General features: G+C 36.3%; 16 protein-coding genes and 3 pseudogenes. 9 read left to right on the forward strand and 10 right to left on the reverse strand.

Annotated elements, in window-relative coordinates:
• Window positions 1-53: 53 nt before the first annotated feature.
• Entirely contained in the window at window positions 54-971 is a 918-nt protein-coding gene (locus NAG76_17345) for a beta-lactamase family protein (protein ID URN93581.1), read from the forward strand.
• Between the two features lie 147 nt (window positions 972-1,118).
• Here the strand turns inward: NAG76_17345 and NAG76_17350 are convergent, their stop codons facing one another.
• Window positions 1,119-2,159: a copper amine oxidase N-terminal domain-containing protein gene (locus NAG76_17350; GenBank protein URN93582.1), complete on the reverse strand. Its 1,041-nt coding sequence runs from the start codon at window positions 2,157-2,159 to the stop codon at window positions 1,119-1,121.
• A 169-nt stretch (window positions 2,160-2,328) separates the two neighbouring features.
• Between NAG76_17350 and NAG76_17355 the strand changes: the two genes are divergently transcribed.
• Together NAG76_17355 and NAG76_17360 are read left to right on the forward strand one after the other, a co-directional pair.
• On the forward strand, window positions 2,329-2,682 hold the full coding sequence (locus NAG76_17355) for an acylphosphatase (GenBank protein URN93583.1): 354 nt from the start codon (window positions 2,329-2,331) through the stop codon (window positions 2,680-2,682).
• Window positions 2,683-2,749: 67 nt separating this feature from the next.
• On the forward strand, window positions 2,750-3,013 hold the full coding sequence (locus NAG76_17360; GenBank protein ID URN93584.1) for a hypothetical protein: 264 nt from the start codon (window positions 2,750-2,752) through the stop codon (window positions 3,011-3,013).
• A 140-nt stretch (window positions 3,014-3,153) separates the two neighbouring features.
• Here the strand turns inward: NAG76_17360 and NAG76_17365 are convergent, their stop codons facing one another.
• Window positions 3,154-3,921, reverse strand: a complete 768-nt coding sequence (locus tag NAG76_17365; GenBank protein URN93585.1) for an alpha/beta hydrolase — start codon at window positions 3,919-3,921, stop codon at window positions 3,154-3,156.
• 42 nt (window positions 3,922-3,963) lie between these two features.
• Window positions 3,964-4,896: a heme A synthase gene (locus NAG76_17370; GenBank protein ID URN93586.1), complete on the reverse strand. Its 933-nt coding sequence runs from the start codon at window positions 4,894-4,896 to the stop codon at window positions 3,964-3,966.
• Window positions 4,897-5,038: 142 nt separating this feature from the next.
• Here NAG76_17370 and NAG76_17375 point away from each other — a divergent pair, with 142 nt between their 5' ends.
• Window positions 5,039-5,653 (forward strand): TetR/AcrR family transcriptional regulator, encoded by a 615-nt coding sequence (locus NAG76_17375; GenBank protein URN93587.1) that lies wholly within the window; start codon window positions 5,039-5,041, stop codon window positions 5,651-5,653.
• A gap of 1,060 nt (window positions 5,654-6,713) precedes the next feature.
• On the opposite strand, the gene nagA is transcribed toward NAG76_17375, so the two are convergent.
• The 4 genes and pseudogenes from nagA to NAG76_17395 form a co-directional block, all read right to left on the reverse strand.
• Window positions 6,714-7,859 (reverse strand): N-acetylglucosamine-6-phosphate deacetylase, encoded by a 1,146-nt coding sequence (gene nagA / locus NAG76_17380; GenBank protein URN93588.1) that lies wholly within the window; start codon window positions 7,857-7,859, stop codon window positions 6,714-6,716.
• A complete protein-coding gene (locus tag NAG76_17385) occupies window positions 7,849-8,643 on the reverse strand; it encodes a DeoR/GlpR family DNA-binding transcription regulator (protein ID URN93589.1) in 795 nt (264 codons plus the stop codon). Before NAG76_17385 ends, nagA begins: the two co-directional genes overlap by 11 nt.
• 506 nt (window positions 8,644-9,149) lie before the next feature.
• A pseudogene (locus NAG76_17390) lies at window positions 9,150-9,449 on the reverse strand (arsenical efflux pump membrane protein ArsB).
• Between the two features lie 50 nt (window positions 9,450-9,499).
• A pseudogene (locus NAG76_17395) lies at window positions 9,500-9,577 on the reverse strand (hypothetical protein).
• 76 nt (window positions 9,578-9,653) lie between these two features.
• Here NAG76_17395 and NAG76_17400 point away from each other — a divergent pair.
• The 5 genes and pseudogenes from NAG76_17400 (at window position 9,654) to sigJ (ending at window position 13,884) form a co-directional block, all read left to right on the forward strand.
• Complete coding sequence (locus NAG76_17400) at window positions 9,654-9,746, forward strand: hypothetical protein (protein URN93590.1); 93 nt, start codon at window positions 9,654-9,656, stop codon at window positions 9,744-9,746.
• Between the two features lie 164 nt (window positions 9,747-9,910).
• Complete coding sequence (locus NAG76_17405) at window positions 9,911-10,276, forward strand: hypothetical protein (protein URN93591.1); 366 nt, start codon at window positions 9,911-9,913, stop codon at window positions 10,274-10,276.
• Window positions 10,277-10,369: 93 nt separating this feature from the next.
• Window positions 10,370-10,720 (forward strand): hypothetical protein, encoded by a 351-nt coding sequence (locus NAG76_17410; GenBank protein ID URN93592.1) that lies wholly within the window; start codon window positions 10,370-10,372, stop codon window positions 10,718-10,720.
• Between the two features lie 1,043 nt (window positions 10,721-11,763).
• Window positions 11,764-12,945, forward strand: a pseudogene (locus tag NAG76_17415) (FAD-dependent oxidoreductase).
• A 36-nt stretch (window positions 12,946-12,981) separates the two neighbouring features.
• On the forward strand, window positions 12,982-13,884 hold the full coding sequence (gene sigJ / locus NAG76_17420) for an RNA polymerase sigma factor SigJ (GenBank protein URN93593.1): 903 nt from the start codon (window positions 12,982-12,984) through the stop codon (window positions 13,882-13,884).
• An 893-nt stretch (window positions 13,885-14,777) separates the two neighbouring features.
• On the opposite strand, the gene NAG76_17425 is transcribed toward sigJ, so the two are convergent.
• The 3 genes from NAG76_17425 to NAG76_17435 all read right to left on the reverse strand — a co-directional run bounded on the left by NAG76_17425 (window position 14,778) and on the right by NAG76_17435 (window position 17,631).
• A complete protein-coding gene (locus tag NAG76_17425) occupies window positions 14,778-15,221 on the reverse strand; it encodes an SDR family NAD(P)-dependent oxidoreductase (protein URN93594.1) in 444 nt (147 codons plus the stop codon).
• Between the two features lie 213 nt (window positions 15,222-15,434).
• Complete coding sequence (locus NAG76_17430; GenBank protein URN93595.1) at window positions 15,435-16,433, reverse strand: NADP-dependent oxidoreductase; 999 nt, start codon at window positions 16,431-16,433, stop codon at window positions 15,435-15,437.
• Window positions 16,434-16,548: 115 nt separating this feature from the next.
• Window positions 16,549-17,631, reverse strand: a complete 1,083-nt coding sequence (locus NAG76_17435) for an alkene reductase (protein ID URN93596.1) — start codon at window positions 17,629-17,631, stop codon at window positions 16,549-16,551.
• Between the last annotated feature and the right edge of the window lie 50 nt (window positions 17,632-17,681).

The raw sequence follows: 17,681 nt of genomic DNA on the forward strand, positions 1-17,681 counted from the left end.
ATATAATTGCATCAGAGATAGATTGTATATCTATAATAAAGGTGGAATAATATTTGCAAAAGAACTGGAATGACGCGAGTATTCATTTATCTGACTTATTAAAGCGTGAAAAAATACATAGTTGCCTAATAAGTAAAGACGACACACTCGTATTTCAATATTATAAAAATAATAAATTAGAGAAGAAGATGCATAAGATTAATTCATGCACAAAAAGCATAACTTCAAGTCTTGTTGGCATAGCACTAGAGCAGCACTTAATACCTGACCTTTCAACTCCAATATCTGAGTACTTTCCTTCAATAATTCGTGATACCGACTCAAGAAAGCAGAGCATAACTATTAATCATTTACTTTCAATGAGTGCAGGTTTCAATTGGCCAGAGATGAGCGAATGGGGAGGGTGGCCACAAATGATACATAGTCCTAATTGGGTTAAGTATGTATTAGAGCGACCCCTTATAAGTTCTCCAGGTGAATCAATGAATTATAACTCTGGTTGTAGTCAGTTATTATCAGCTATCATTCAAATAACAGCTAACATGAGTGCAAAAGAATTTGCTGATCAATACTTATTCAACCACTTGAAATTTAACGATTATATTTGGCATGAAGATCCACAAGGAATCAATATCGGTGGATTCGGAATACATCTAACAACTCAAGACATGCATAAATTTGGTGAGTTACATTTAAAGAATGGCAAATGGGAAAAAAAACAGTTAATAAGCGAGCAGTGGATTGCTTATATTTCTGAGCCTCAATATCTAACTTATGAGCACTTTGGACATTATGGGGGACATTGGTGGATTTCTGAAACATCTAATTCAGAAAGGTTTTATTATGCAATGGGGATGGGTGGTAACTATATTTGTGTAGCACCCACTAAAGGAATGGTAATTACAATAACGAATGATACATACGGAGACACACTTAAGCCTCTTCAATTTATTAGAAGTATATTGGGGTAAACAAACGTTGATTCAAAAAGAAATATACATGTAGTGAAACCACCTACCATTCGACCACCTAAGAATGTCTACTGATTAACATTTGTTAGGTATCGGGGTAGGTGGCAGTACACTACTGACTGATATGTATTGAGTTATTAATTTTACTCAATAGAAGTACGTATCGAAAGTGTACCCGTTTTTCCCGTAGAATGTTACATTACCGAATGTAACTTCCTCAGGAATGTCAAAAAACATGCCTTGTTTACCTGTGATATCATAGGTAACTTTGACTCTCTCTCCATCAGCGATGTAATCTACCTCAAAATGTGTGTATTCCATATCAAGTCCTTGTTCAAACATACCAACACTAACGTGATGTCCAAACCTTTGGACGGCTACGTCTGGTCCGTCATACTCATCTATGACCATTGACATGCTCGAGTCCAGTTTTCCGTTTTTCAAACGGTCGATGTAATTCCTACAGAGAAATTTTTTGTCATCTTCCTCTTCGATAAGTAGCACTACTGCTGTATATTTATCGAGTATAATCTTGTCTAAAACATGAAGGCCATTCGAAGTGATATAATCAGACAATTCTTCTTCGGTTATTACTTTTCCTGAGGGGTCATCATACTCGAGAGGTTGCTCGCCTAGCCACATTTCCCATTCCTCTGGTGATTGGAGTTCAGCGCGATAGTGATCATCTGTTGTGAGGATCGCTGTTCGAGTCGCTACATCCCAATCAATGGAAATCCCAATTCGTTCTGCAGTGGCACGCAACGGAACCATGATATCATCCTCTAAGAGATAAGGCGGGGGACTTTGCCAATCGATCATGATATCAGCAACATCTACGCTAGAATCAATGAACATGTAATTACTTTTATCTGCATAAATTTTAAGATTGCCATTGAAATGTGAAATAAGAACGCTCGAATCATCTTCATATAGAAACTCTGTAATATCTGCTTGAATGTCTGGATGCTCAAAAAGTTGGGCGGGAACGTAAGTTTTTCCTTTTACTAGCGTCGGTTGAGGACCTTGAAGCGTAATTAACTGTCCATTAATTGTAACGGAAGGTTGACTGACTGTACGTTGACTAAAATCGAAAGGATTAGGTGATGCAGAAGCAGCATAGAACGGAGTCGAATAAGAAGCCAATAGCAACAGAATAAGCAATGAGTATGTATAGCAACTTTTGGGCATGTGTTAACTCTCCTTTTATTGTTTCTTATTGTAACAATTAACTAGATTAATAACCTGATAATACCATATCGACGTAGATATACTAAAAAAATTAAGAATTGAAGCGGGAATAAATTGAGGTAGATAGGATTCAAAATAAAAGTATTTTTAAAAAGGAGTCAATGAAACTATGCAGTTATTTAAGAAATTAAGAAACGATTATGTAATCTGGCATGCAAATAAGGTTAAGATACCCCAATTCACGCCAAACTGTATCATTAGACAAAAGATCACTTTTTCTGGAAGAGTACAAAAGGTAGGGTTTCGCTTAGAAATATATTGTATTGCTAGAAGAATGAACTTAACCGGATGGGTGAAAAATTTAATAGATGGAAGTGTAGAGGCAGAATTCCAAGGAGAAGCGTCCCAAATAGATTTTCTGGTCAATAGCATGAAGTCATTGAAGCGGGCCTCAATAAAGAATATAACTACTATTGATCTCTCTATTAGAGAGGATAATGAAGGCTTTACAATAGTAGAATAAGTGAAACAATTATGTAAAGTAAAATAAAGTTCAACAATCATGTAAACCCAAAGGAGATGAGATTGTAGTGAAGAAAATAATTGTTGGAGGCATCTTATTATTCTGTGGTGTTATTTTGTATTTAGGCATACATATCCCAGCATCACACCATGCTTTAAAGTTAAGTGGATGGACAACTCCACCTGGAAGAATAGGAACTGCATTAAATGAAATGGGACTAGCTTCAGCTGCAAACTATTCAGTAATCCTAATAATTGTTGGCATTATTTTATTACTATGGGGTTGTTTTGTTGATGAGATCATTAGTAGATATAAGAAATATAAAAAATAAACCTATCAACCTAACAACCCTTTACATTTAATTCAATCTAGGAGGAATATGCAAGTCGATAATAACAAAGAGCGAGTGGAGAGGGAAGGCTGGCAATACAAGCAGCTTTACCATCCCTATTTCCAGCCCTTTAACCCTTATTATTTACTATTCATTTGAGCGATCCAATCCTCTATAGATTGAACAACCTTTTGTAATTGCTCCTCATCATCAATATCTGGATTATTATCACCTTTTTGCTTTCCATATGATCCAAATTGTCCATGATTTGCTCCGTCTATACTGACATACAAAGTGTCTGCAGGTAGGTTGTTTTTGGCAGTTTCCCAATCTTCTCTATTGAGAACTCCATCTGCTGTACCTGTAATTTGCAAAACAGATAGATCAGTATCTTTTATTGATCCAGTCTTATCGGCATAAGAAGCCAAGAAATATACACCTTTAAGCTTCTCACTGTGTTCAGAAGCATATCTGGCAGCAAATGAACCTCCTAATGAGTGTCCCCCAATAACAAATGATTCGTCTGGGTGTTCGTTAATAAAGGAGTCAGCTTTATTTTGACCGAAAATCGCTAAATTCAGCGGCATTTCTGCAATATATACACGATGTCCTAGTTTGGCTAGTTCTCTCGCAAAGAGGGAGTAGCTTTCCGGTTCTACAAGACCTCCAGGATAAAAAATAATATTCGGTTCGATTACCGTCCCATTTTGAGGTTCATATTTGTAACCGTCTTTAACCGCTGTTACTGTTACCTGATTATTGTTCTGAAAAGCGAGTTCCGCTTGACTGGAAGGACTGTAGGTCATCGAATTGAGGAATATCCATAAGCCAATTGCAACAATTACAATAAATGAACATCCCCATAATAGTATTTTAGTCCATTTGTTTTTTTTCTTTGTTTTTGCCATAGTAAAATCTCCTTCTCAATAATTTACTTTTATATTGAATATTTAATACTTTTCAGGCTTTGTTAGTCTCCAAACGATATAGCTCATGTATGATAGGAGTCCGAAAAGAACAGCGATGCTCGTCATATGAGCAAGTACAACAAACATATACACCTCAGGGCGATGAATTGTAAGCATTAAACCAGCGCCGGAAAGGACTTGAAACAGAATAAGGATAACTGAGATATTTCCTAAAATTTTCAGCTCTCTATTATTATTGTATTTTCTGAAAATTATAAACGAAAGAACCACGATAAGAAAAACAAGAATAAATCCTGCTAAGCGGTGAATGAATACGATCCACTCTCCGGATAGATCTGGTAGCAGCGATCCATTGCACAGAGGGAATCCAGAGCATGCGCCTGCTGAATCGGTATGACTTACAAATGCTCCACTATAAACAACCACATATGAGTAAATCGTCACTATCCATACGAAATTACGAAACTTTCTACTCGTTCTTGGCATTCTGCGAAACTCCTCAAGACCACCCAGCTTTTCCTCCGCCCTCGCTCCAAGACTCGTCATCAAAGAACTGGCAAGAGAAATGAAGGCAAAACCTAGATGCAGCGCCATAACTGGAGGAGACTGCGAGAATACAACTGCTAACGCACCCATTACACCTTGAATACTTACAAATATGAACGTAAGTAAAGAGAAGAATTGTAAATCTCTCCGTTTTTGACTGTACAAAATAAATAACAAGAGAGTAGCTACTGCTAAAATTCCCGCAGTCGTACTCACCAGTCGATGCGTGTATTCAATGACCGAAGCAATGGTATGAGCAGGAACGAATTTACCGTGACATAACGGCCATTCGGTTCCACAACCCAGCCCGGACTCAGTTCGTGTAACAATTCCTCCGCCAAAGGTGGCAAAGAACATAAAAATTGTGGTTACATAACTGAACCTTTTCAAAAGTGTACTATTTTTCAACTCAAATTCACCTGCTCGCTTTATTATTTATATTGAATAACTGCTTCAATTCTAGTAAATTATATATACCGGTAAGTAAAATAACAAGGTTAGTTTGTTCAAATGGATAACTTGTCACAAAATATTCACGGAGGTAATGAAGATGAATAAAGATTTACAACGCTCACCAGGAAGACCGAAACAAGCTGAGAATGATTTACCCATACAAGATATAATTCTTCGAACGGCCGCCAAACTGTTTATGGAGCATGGATATGAACCCGTGTCGCTCCAGCAAATCGCTAAAGCTTGCAATGTAACTAAACCTTCGATATATTATCATTTCACTAGTAAACCGGAACTTTTTAAAATCGCGGTCACGACAATGTTTAAGAATGTACAACAAGCTACGTCACGATTATTAAGAGAAGCAGACCATCTAGAGGCAGGACTGCTAAATGTGGCAAAAGTAAGATTGGCTAATCCTCATTCGGACATTGAGACAATTCTAAGAGATGCGGAGAGATATTTGAGTGAGATACAGATACAGGAAATTAGAGAAGCTGAAAATAAGATTTACGAAGAGCTGGCTAATTATTTTGAAGCTGCAATGGATAAAAACATTCTTCGTAGGAATAATTCGATGCTTCTTGCCCAAATTTTCTCGACTATGATGGTAATTGGTAATAAGGGAGATATAATAAGAAAATCTGATCCAACATTAGATTTATCAAAGGAGATTGTCGGATTATTTTTGAGAGGTACTTTGGTAAAGTAAATGGTCATTAGCGTATTGAAAAAGGGAGCAGCTGCAGCTTCGATATACTGCTCCTAGATGCTGATCTAACTTTTCCCATTAGCTATACAATTATTTGATTCATCTTTTTGAGTAAATAGTAAATATACCAAAACACAGAACGTTTTGGTAAATAATAAGCTATCTAGAAGAAGGAGATGAGCAACTACATTTAAAAACGCTTTCATAAATAATCCATTGTTAAGTGTGAAAGCAACATGTGACTATATGATAATGAAGTCTAGGCGATGAAAATTATGTGATTATTGAGGAATATTAAAGTACATTATGAGGAATTATGCGGCTTATTATTAATGAATAGAATTTATAAAATTTAGATTATGACGATTAATTTTTTTCATCATATTAGAACCGCGCTATGAAGATGTGTGACATACATGATTACATAACATAAGCAAAACCTAACAACTTGTTATTAACTTAATTCAATATATTATTAATAGAACAAGAGACAAATAACAAAGTTGATCATTAACAATCTGAGATCATATTTGTTATACAAACAGAACAAGACTAACGTATTCAAATTATTTAGTAGAATATATGAAATTTGTGTCTAAGGACACAAAAATACCAACATAACTTAACCAAGAAAAGCCTGCTAACTCTGGCTTTTCCTTTTTTATGTAGGAACATTTGTGTCACTAAAAAATGCACAAATGTCCCTACATAATCGTGTTTTGACACAAAGTTACCTACATTGTTGTAGGAGAACAATAAAATATGTAGATAACAATACGTCCCTAGCACGTTTTTTTATTTTAACTATATAAGTTGTTGTCTTTTGTTCGGGACAAGAACTTATATTGCTAACCGAAAATGGACAAGAACTTGTATTATTAGCGCTGAGTTTGTTTCTTAAGCCATTAATGGTGATTGTGGGGCTGAATGAAAGGTTGTTCGAATTACTCAATTGATAAAATATTATGTTTAATCAACATATCTGTAGCTGCATTCAGCTACAGTCCTTCTAGATCTCAAAAATAAAAAGATTGTTCTTCTCTCATAAGATCCCAAAACATTAGACGATACAACCCTTAATCATTGTCCATTGTACTTGGAATTGTTCATCTAACAAGACAAGATCTGCATCATAACCTTTGGAGATACTACCTATAGTATCAAGACCTAGTATTCGTGCAGGCGATTTTGAAGCCATTTTCACAGCGTCTTCTAAAGAAATTCCAGTTTTTACTGTTAGATGCAGTGCCTCATTCATCGTAACCGTACTGGAGGCCAAAGTCCCATCCTGTAGACGTGCGACACCTTTGGAAACCGTAACATGCTGGCCACCAAACATATAATTTCCGTCTCCAAGCCCCATGGCTTGCAAAGCATCTGTGATAAGTACCATGCCATCAGCTCCTTTCAGACGATGCATCATTCGAACGATCGCAGGATGCAAATGAATTCCATCTACAATCGCTTGGAGACTTACATTTTCTTCTTCAAAAGCAGCTACAACTAATCCGGGATCTCGATGATGAATCGGACGCATTCCATTAAAACAATGCGTAACATGACTTGCTCCTGCTGCAAAGGCTTGCTTAGCCACCTCATATGTGGCATCAGAATGTGCGACGGCTATAACTATTCCCATTTCCTTCAGAAATGAGATGAGTTCCATACCACCAGGTAATTCGGGGGCTATTGTAACCATCTTAATCAATCCATCTGCTTCGTTGAAAATTTCTTTCATTTCAGTTAGATTCGGATGTCGTAAAAAGCGTTCATTTTGCATGCCTTTACGTTTCGGATTCAGGTAAGGACCCTCTAAATGAATCCCTGCAATTCTGGCGCCGACTTCATGCCCTATGACATTTTTCACACTACGAATCATGGTTAATAATTCTTCAATTGAAGAGCTGACAGAAGTGACTAGAAACGAAGTGCAGCCAGTTTTTGCACAAGCCCGCGAAACCTCCTGAATACTTACCTGACTCCCATCCATCATATCGAACCCGTTAGCACCGTGAATATGGACATCAATCATGCCTGGTATTATTAAATGTCCTTGACCATCGATAAATTCATATTCGCCCTCAGGAAGAGAAGGTAGATCACTTTCTATCTTTTCAATAATTCCGTCTCTTATCCAGAGTCTGGCAGATAGACCAGGGTTATCTTCTTGAATCACTTTTACATTGTGTAAAATTTTAAGACCCATCACTGTGTTCCTCCTCGTATTTATCTTTCTCCTCATATTGAATAATCGTTATATTTTTATTATGAAGTACTTCTCTTATTTCGATAGGCACCTCTTGATCGGTAATCAAAATATCTACAAAGTCAAAATCTAAACGATAAGCCGACTTGCTTGTAAATTTCGTGAAATCTGCCACAACAATTACCTGATCCGATCTGCGGGCCATCTCTTTTTTAACAGAAACATCATCTTCGTAAGGAAAGTAAAGCCCATCGGCTCGTATAGCTGTAGCTCCGATAAATGCCTTATCAGCTCTTAATTCTTTTAGCTTATCGATGACGGAGGGACCAAATAATAACCGACTTTTTGTATTTAAGTAACCTCCGAGCACATAAACCTGCAGATCTTCCCGACCTGACAGAATCCCTACAATGTCTATGGAGTGTGTGATTGCCATAATATTTTTAGCTGATATTTGCTCTGCTACAAACAGTACCGTAGTTGATACGTCCAATATGACTGTTTCCCGATCTCGAACTAGTTTAGCAGCTAACTTTCCGATTTTTCTTTTACTGTCTGTTTCGTCAATTAATCGTTCCCGATAGGTGAGTATTTCCTTCTGCAATTGAGGTAGAGCAACCCCACCATGTGTACGAATAACGCCCCCTTCTTGAACTAATTTAACAATATCTCTTCGGGCTGTGTCCCTAGATACATGAAGTAGAGAACATATATCCATTACACTCATTGAGTGATGTTTATTAATATAGTCTAGTATTTTCAGCAATCGGTCTTCTTGATACATCCACATCACCTCTAGTAAGTAATTTTATCATAAATGTAAGTAATTATCAGTAATATTAAGTATTTATAAGTATTTAGTTGAATTTCCTTAACAAAAAATATCGTCATTCGAACAAGACCAGTGCGTGGGAGAGAAGATACCTTCGAAACGTAAGTTATTGGTTGCAGTAGATTAACAAATATTTCATCGTGAAAGCAGAAGGCACTCAAGTGTTTCGTCAACTTATTCTGCTTAACGTAAGCCATAATTATCACAGCAAAGTGTAATAAACAAAGATCGGAATCTATCCGATTTAAGTTCAACACTAAGATTGTATAAAAAAATATGATTCGCTACTTGAATACGCTACATTATTTATACGATGTGATTCGATGGATGAAGCAGAGGAAATTATAAATCAATTAAGAAATAAAATAACTGAATTAAAGACTCGGTATTCAAATCCACTTCTTTAGACAATTTCAATATTCCTTTGGATATTACATGAGATTTTTAAAAAAAGAACACCACAATAAGGTAGCTAATGAACCAATTGGAGTGATTTTAGGACCTAATTCAGAACCAATCACATTTGCATAAATTAGTGCTTCTCTTATCACGCCACTTGTGTTTGTGCCCTGAATAGCTAAAGCATCAATCATAACCGTAGGCATATTGTTCATAAGAGAAGAGATTAGGGCAGCAAGGAACCCCGTTCCAATGGTTGCCACGAATAAACCTTGATCCGCTGTCCATTGAAACACTTTTTCAAGATTATCCGTAAGACCAACATTTCGAAGCCCATAAACCACAACATGCCTACCGATCTTAGCTCTATATATTCCACACCATCATCTACTAGTTCTTGTAAAGGGTTTAATCCTTTCGCTGTTTTTAAACGAACAGGACAGTAGAACTCCTTCGCACTCAGTAGTTCTTCCTGCTTAATCAACATGCTTAAATCTTGTACATAGTTATATGTTTTGATTGATCTAAACCCACTTTATAAGATTGGGATCAGCAAGGATACCTTGCATTTTATTCACTTATTCATCCTATATATGTTTCTAAAAGAAGATGAGCCCTTTAATAAAGAAGAACAGAAGATTGCTGATTCCAATTGATCAGATGATTACGCAGGGCATAGATGGCGTCATAAAAGATTCTAAGGGCGTCAGTGGAACAATGAGGGAGAAGGCGCTTGCTTGTATCGACGAGATGAAAGCAATGGTGAAGCTCTTGATGCCGCATAAAGAATCGTTGAGATTCCTATAGCACGGTATTAATTATGGAAAATAAAATTGTAACAAAAGTAGTCTTGAAAGATCATGGCATTCGCGTAACGACTGGGGAGGCTTTTCCGAATTTGGAGGAGGCAATGCTTGCTTACGAATTGTATCAAGACAAAGCTATCGTGATTAAACCGAAATCCACAAACTTTGGACTCGGTATTACTATCTTTAATCGCACATTCTCAAGAGAGGATTATCAAAAGGCTTTTGAGATGGCGTTTAGGCATGACCAGACAGTTCTCCTTGAGGAATTTATGACAGGGAAGGAATATCGTTTTCTAGTCATGGGGGAAGAGGTTGTGGGAGTCCTGCATCGTGTTCCTGCTAATATAGTGGGTGACGGTATCCACACCATCGAATAGCTTGTACATGAGAAAAATAAAGATCCTCCTCGAGGTCGTGGCTATAAGACACCTCTAGAAAAAATACTTTTAGGCGAAGCAGAGGCAATGTTTTTGAAAAATCATGATCATCATTGGGGAGAGATCCCTTCAGTAGGTCAAGTCGTTTATTTAAGGGAAAACTCTAATATTAGTACAGGTGGTGATAGTCTTGACTTTACTGACAATATTCCAGAAAGCTATAAGAAATTAGCCATTGAATCGGCTAAAGCTGCAAGAGCTACTATTTGCGGAGTAGACATGATGATTGATGACTTAGCAGTAGAGGCTTCTGATTCCAACTATAGCATTATAGAGATTAACTTTAATCCTGCAATTCATATTCACTGCTATCCATACAAAGGGAGAAATCGTAAGGCAGATGAGAAAATTCTTGACTTATTGTTTGGTGAATTGAGTTCATAATGAAGAATAGCCGATCTATTTGTAGTAGGATCGGCTATTTCTGTTTTAGGAGATTATCTTGTTATGAAGTATTCCATTATTTATAGTTGCAAAATGTAAGTATATAGCATGAAATAAGCTTTTGAGGTATAAATGTGAAGGATACAAGAGAGTCATCTAATCTTAAAGAAATAGCTACTATACTAAGAAAAGTTGCTAATACTAACGAAGCTCCGTAAAGCCATATCTGATTAGGTTCAAGGTTCTCTCTATTGGAAAAATTATGTTTTTATAAAATATCGAAAAGAAGGTAAATTGATATCTTATTCATTAAACGATGAACATATCAAACAGTTATCTACCATTGCATTTGTAAATAAGAAGGAGGTAAAAGTAGATGATAGATTGGTAAAACGAATTATTCAAAGATGATATGAAAACCTACAGAGTACAGGGGTTTATCTTAACAAATTGCGGACCGATATTTGAAAATAATATAAAGAGAATTTCAGGTGTTAAGCTTGCTATTTCGTTACTTTATTCTTGAGGGTTTGACGGTTTGTAAATCAAAAAACCGAGCGGATGTAATACAATCAGTCTAATAATTTATTTTCATTCAACACTAAACTATAAGCCGCTAAAGAAAAGAACATTACTCATATTTGAGTAATGTTCTTTTCTTTATTAACTTTAATTAGAAAGTTGAAAATAATTTCAGTTTAATATGAGATGGAGAGCACTTATAAAATACAAATATAATTCAGACATATATATTGTGTAACAATATATATGTCGGAGGACAACAACATATATAGATACAGATCCGTGCCCAGCACGGTTTTTTTATTTTAACGATATAAGTTCTTGTCTTTTGCTCAGGACAAGAACTTATATCGTTAGCCAAAGATGGACAAGAACATGTATGGTTAACCTATTTGTTCAATTTTATCACCTCCGGTAACCACATTTTAATAAAATCTCATTTTTTAAGACAAATATAATAAACCTCTAAAAATGTCACAAATGATGTGGTTATTTCGTTATAAGGTAAAGGAGGCAGAAAAATGAAACATATTGTTGTATTGGGTGGAGGCTTCGCAGGAATCAATTTGGTAAATGGCCTAATAAAAGAATTTGGTCATTCGATTGGAAAAGATGTGAAAATAACTTTAGTGGATAAAAACTCATTCCATTTTCGAAAAGTGTTACTATTTAAAATGATTATTGAGGATGTCGATTTAAAAGTACCTTTAACAAGGTATTGTACAAATGGTGTGGAATTTTTAAGGGGAGAAGTTACTACATTTCATTACACCGAGAAAGAAATTATACTAAAAATGGAGAGTGAACAAAACATCACCTTACATTATGACTATCTTGTGGTAGCACTCGGTAGTGTTGTTCAGGAGGTTCCTAGTAGACTTGGCGGGATCACTTTAAGTGGAATGAAGGACGCGCTAGATATCAGACAAAAATTACAATCGCTCATTCTACTAGCTAAAGCCGAAGAAAACAATGAAGTGAGGAAAGCTTTATTGTGCGTTGCTATTGTCGGTGGAGGCATTACAGGTATTGAAACAGCTGCAGAACTAACTGCTTGGTTTAAAGAAGAAGTTTGAGAAGCAGGACTCGATTCTAATGAGGTAGAGGTCATATTATTTGATTCAAAGGAGCATTTATTGCTTGAGGTTCCAGTAAAGGTAAGTGAAAAACTAGTAAAAGAACTTAATAGACTAGGAATTACAATTTGTGCTAAAACAAAAGTAAAGAAGTTTGAAGATGGTCAAATCCTGTGCGCTGATGGAACTACTTATAAAGTAGGAGAGTGCATTTGGACACCAGGTGTTAGAGTAAATCCATTGATTCAAGCACTCCAATTTACTTTGACTAAAGAGCATCAGATAATAGTGACTGATACTTATAGTATACAAGGCTATCCAAATATATTTGCAATCGGTGATTGTGCAAGTATTATTGATAGAAAGACAAATCAAGTGGACGGCATGACTTGCAAGGAAGCGATTCCTCAGGCATCAAGATTAAGCAAGATACTAAAAAATGAGGTATATGGCAATTCCCATTCTATAACGCACAAAGCATTTCCGATAAAATTGTATTGTATTAGTCTCGGTCCTGATAATGGTTTTATTTGGGCTCAGAAGTGGGGATTAGATTTTACAATATCGGGGAAGATGGGTGCACGTATTCGAGAAAAAACATGGAATCAAGCGAGTTTACTTGTGTAATAGTGTAATGTGCAAAAGAAAGTGAGGGTCTTTACTATGGAACAAACTGAACTAAGCCGGCTATATGTCGAATACAAATCACTTTTATTTTCGCTTGCTTATAAGATGACAGGCAGTGTAGCTGATGCAGAAGATGTGATTCAAGATGTGTTTATCAAACTAAATGGATATGAGGTAAAGCACAACCGAAATATCAAAGCATTTCTATGTAAAATGGTGACTAACCAATGTTTAGATTTGTTGAGATCATCTAAAAATAAAAGAGAACAATATGTTGGAGCGTGGCTACCAGAACCGATAGCTTATATAGAAAAGGATCCATTACATGAAATGATGGTGAAAAGTGACGTTACTTATGCTTTAATGGTATTATTCGAACAACTAAATCCAATTGAAAGAGCGATCTTTATCCTTCGTGTAGTATTGAAATATGATTATGAAATAATTTCTGAAATTGTACAAAAGAAGGAAGACAATTGCCGGAAAATTTTAAGCAGGATAAAAAAGATGCTTCCTGAGCTTGAAAAGAAAATGGCGATTGAACAAGTGAAAACAGTTCATGAACAGGTGATTACTAGTTTTATTCGTGCATTTCAGCAAGGTAACACAGCGCAGGTGATAGAATTTCTTCAAGAAGACGTAGTTTATTATGCAGATGGAGGCGGTAAAGTAACTGCTGCAGTAAAACCTATCTACGGTGCTTCACGCGTAAAACAACTTCTTATTTCATTAGCAACTAAATTTCTTGCGAATCAAGAAATTTACTCCATTAAGCAAGTAGAGGTCAATGGTAGTACTGGTGTTGCGATCATGAATGAGGAAAAAGTTAGTGCTGTCATGAGTTTCGAAATTGAAGAGAATAAAATCAAATCCATATTTTCTATTCTAAATCCTGATAAGTTGAGTTTTTATCATACACATGCTAGTTATAAGAAGTAAAATAGGTCAACTAAAGGAAATTCAATATTGTTATCAGATAGAAACGGAATATGTTCTGAGTAACACTAAGCTATCGGATACTTTAGTATAATAATCGAACAAGCATGGAGGAAGAGGTAAGCGAATGATTCATTTGTCTAGAGAATATTTGTAGCAGATAGTTCAAAACCGTTTTGAAATTATACCTAAAGTTAATAATTATCAGATTCTTCAGATGCCGATGAATAAAGACTTTTCGTATTTCCATTAAAAGAGTGGAAAGTTGGTTGGAATTTGAAAGCCAATGAGATATGCAAGAATATTACAAAAAGACTTGTAAAATATAACAAAGGCTGATGTTCAGATTGTTGATGATTGGCCTTTGTTATATGATAAATGAAGGGAGGATTCGGTTAACTATATAAGTTCTCGTCTTTTAACCATATAAGTTGTTGTCCTTCGACAATATTGAGACAGAGAATTTAATAGTTTACTATTTAGCGACACTACTTTTACACAAAACTCGTATTTTGTACATATGTCATAGAGATTGTATAATGCTCCTGTTTTATGGATTATATTAATATGGTGTTGTATATCATATAAAGGTTTTTATCTGATATCTAATTATAAGTTTGTTATTCATCCCTCCGATTAATAGTACATATATGTTTTTATATGGTGTATAACACATATATAAAGTGCGTGAAAATTGTATTAAAGCAACTGCTCCAATATGCACGGTCATTTGCGATACTGAAGCTGCCCTTATCGTTATTTTGAATAACATACACATAGTAGCCTTGTATGATGAATTTCCAATAAAATGAACGTTTAAATTAATAGATGATTAAGTTAATGCTCCACTTTGTTTTGTATGGATCTGACCATACGTGTCACCATCTTGCGTGGCATTAACCTCGGTATGAACGCCATGAATCGATTACGAGCACCTGGCATGATAACGTCTTACGTTTAACACTATCAGGTAAGAACAACTTCGTCATAAAAGTCAATGCTTTGATGTTGACATCACTCATATTCGTCTCTATCTCCAACTTTGTTTCCAATAACACGCCGTACAATCCAAAGCCAGCATTATTGACAAGATAATCGACGATGATCCCCTTCTTCTTCAGCTCCGCAAAGATCTCTTCTGGCACACCTGGGGAAGCGACATCCTTGGCTATAACAGTTGCTTGAATGCCATACTTCTTTCGATATTCCTTCGCGAGATCCAATAGCTTAACCTCGCTACACGCCACGAGTACAAAATTATGACCACCCTTGGCGAAACGATCCGCTAACTCTTTACCAATGCCACCTGATGCTCCTGTGATAAGAACAGTCTTCCCCATCTTATTACGCACCCCTATGTTTAAGGTAATCTGTAATATATTATACTTTTAAGCCCTTCTCGTTCAATTGAATAGCATACATTCAATGTGCGTTTTCTATATCAATTAACTAAATACGAAATGTACTCTGCTTTCGCATCTTCGTGTTGTAAACAGCAGCTTGCGTTCACTTCCGGTGATCTCTGGTTCGCATCTACTCTTATGAAAATCTACTTAAAAGGTTACAATAACTTTACCTTGGGAGTGACCAGTAGCTACTTTTTTTAATGCCTTGTTTATGTCAGTAAATGTATAAGTTGAGTCTATAGAGGGTTTAATATCTTGTTTTTCAACAAGTGTAGTGATTTCTTGTAATTGACTTCTATTGGCTTGCACAAATAAAAAATGATATTCATTTTTATTTTTACGTGCTAAAGAATCAATACGTGCACCGACCAAACCAAACATTGTTTTTTTCCACATGGGAAAATTATTGTCGACCGCAAAGCGATAATTAGGTACTGCTTTCAATGAAACTAATTTCCCATGGGGTTTTAAAATACCTAGTTCAGCTTTTATTTCTTTCGTTCCCAAGGTATCGATCACATAATCTATATCAGATAAAATATCAGCATAGTTTTCCTCATGATAATTGATGAATTGATCTGCACCTATTGACAATGTACGTGATCTACCTCGTTCACTTCCACTTGTAATGACATATAACCCCATTGATTTAGCGATAGGGATTGCCATAGCACCAAAGCCGCCAGTACCTCCGGGAATAAATAGCTTTTGGTTAGGCTGAGCATGGAGTACCTCATTTAATGCTTGATACGCAGTCAGAGCAGTGAGTGGTACAGCAGCAGCTTCATTAAACGATAGATTTTTAGGCATGATGGATATCGCATCTTCATTGACCGCCGTATATTCAGCAAAAGCACCTATTTGATTAACTGGTAACCTCGTATATATGTTGTCACCAACTTGAAAATTAACAACATCTTTTCCAACAGCCGCAATAACACCAGATAGTTCATTCCCTAAGGTTAATGGGAAATCATAATCAGTTAACATTCGAATACTGCCATTTAGAATAAGAATATCTAATGGATTTACACCAGCAGCTTTTACTTTTACGAGAACCTGATGCTTTTTGATTTCCGGAATTTTAACCTCATTTATTTCCAATTGTATTCCTTTGGAGTATTTTATTATTTGAGCTGCTTTCATGTTTTCATCCTCTTTCACTACAGTTTTGTGTTCTCGCTTTATAAAGTATAATGATTATTCCAGATAAATTTATGGCGTACAATCATTTAGATGTACGCCAACTTTTCCATACAAGCTATTTATTCTCTTGATTTTTCAAATCTATCATCGTCGGATAATCCGTATAACCTTTGCTTCCGCCACCGAAGAATGTTGTAGGATCTACTAAATTTAATGGAGTACCTATTTTAAGTCGTTCTACTAAATCCGGATTAGCTAATGACCAGGCACCGACAGGTACTAGGTCAGCAAGACCATTATCAAGATCGATACTTAAATCTTCTAGAGCTCGTCCAGCACGATTGACTAACATAGGATTCGTCCAGATTAAGCGGATGTCTTGGAGCAACTCTTCGTTCCCGAGATGCATGATATGGAGGTAAGCTAAATTCAAATGAGCTAGTTCTTTTACAAGATAACGATAAAGTTCAGGACCATGTTCACCATCTTGTATCCCACCAAGAGGTGTTCCTGGTGAGATACGGAAACCTGTTCTATCTGCTCCAATTTCTTCGACGATTGCTTTCGTTACTTCAATCGCGAAGCGAGTACGATTTTCTATAGATCCGCCATATTCATCTGTCCGTGTATTCGAATTTTCACCGATAAATTGATTAATCAAATAACCATTTGCTCCATGAATTTCAACGCCATCCGCACCTGCTTTAATTGCTGCAGCTGCTGCTTTTCGGAAGTCGGCAATGGTCGTTTGAATATCCCCTTTACTTAACTCACGCGGAACAGGGATTTCCTGCATACCTTTAGCGGTAAACATTTCAGTACCTGGCGCGATTGCGGATGGCGCAACAGGTTGACGATGATGTGGTGTATTGTCTGGGTGCGACATGCGACCAGCATGCATTAATTGAATATATATATATCCACCTGCTTCATGCACTGCATTGGTAACCTTTTTCCATCCTTCAATATGCTTATCCGTATAAATTCCAGGTGACCATAAGTAACCTTGACCATCATCAGAAGGTTGTGTACCTTCTGTAATTATGAGTCCCATTGACGCTCGTTGAGCATAGTAAAGGGCTGTTAATTCTCCCGGTGTACCATCTTCATTCGATCTACTACGTGTCATTGGTGCCATTGCTAGGCGATGAGATAATTCCAAATTCCCAACTTTTGTTTTGCTCCATATTTTATCCATTTATTACACTCCTCTTTTAAATTTGTTGTCCGTGGTGTGGATTTTTCTAT

It is taken from the genome of Candidatus Pristimantibacillus lignocellulolyticus (genome assembly GCA_023639215.1).
Classification (GTDB): domain Bacteria; phylum Bacillota; class Bacilli; order Paenibacillales; family Paenibacillaceae; genus Pristimantibacillus; species Pristimantibacillus lignocellulolyticus.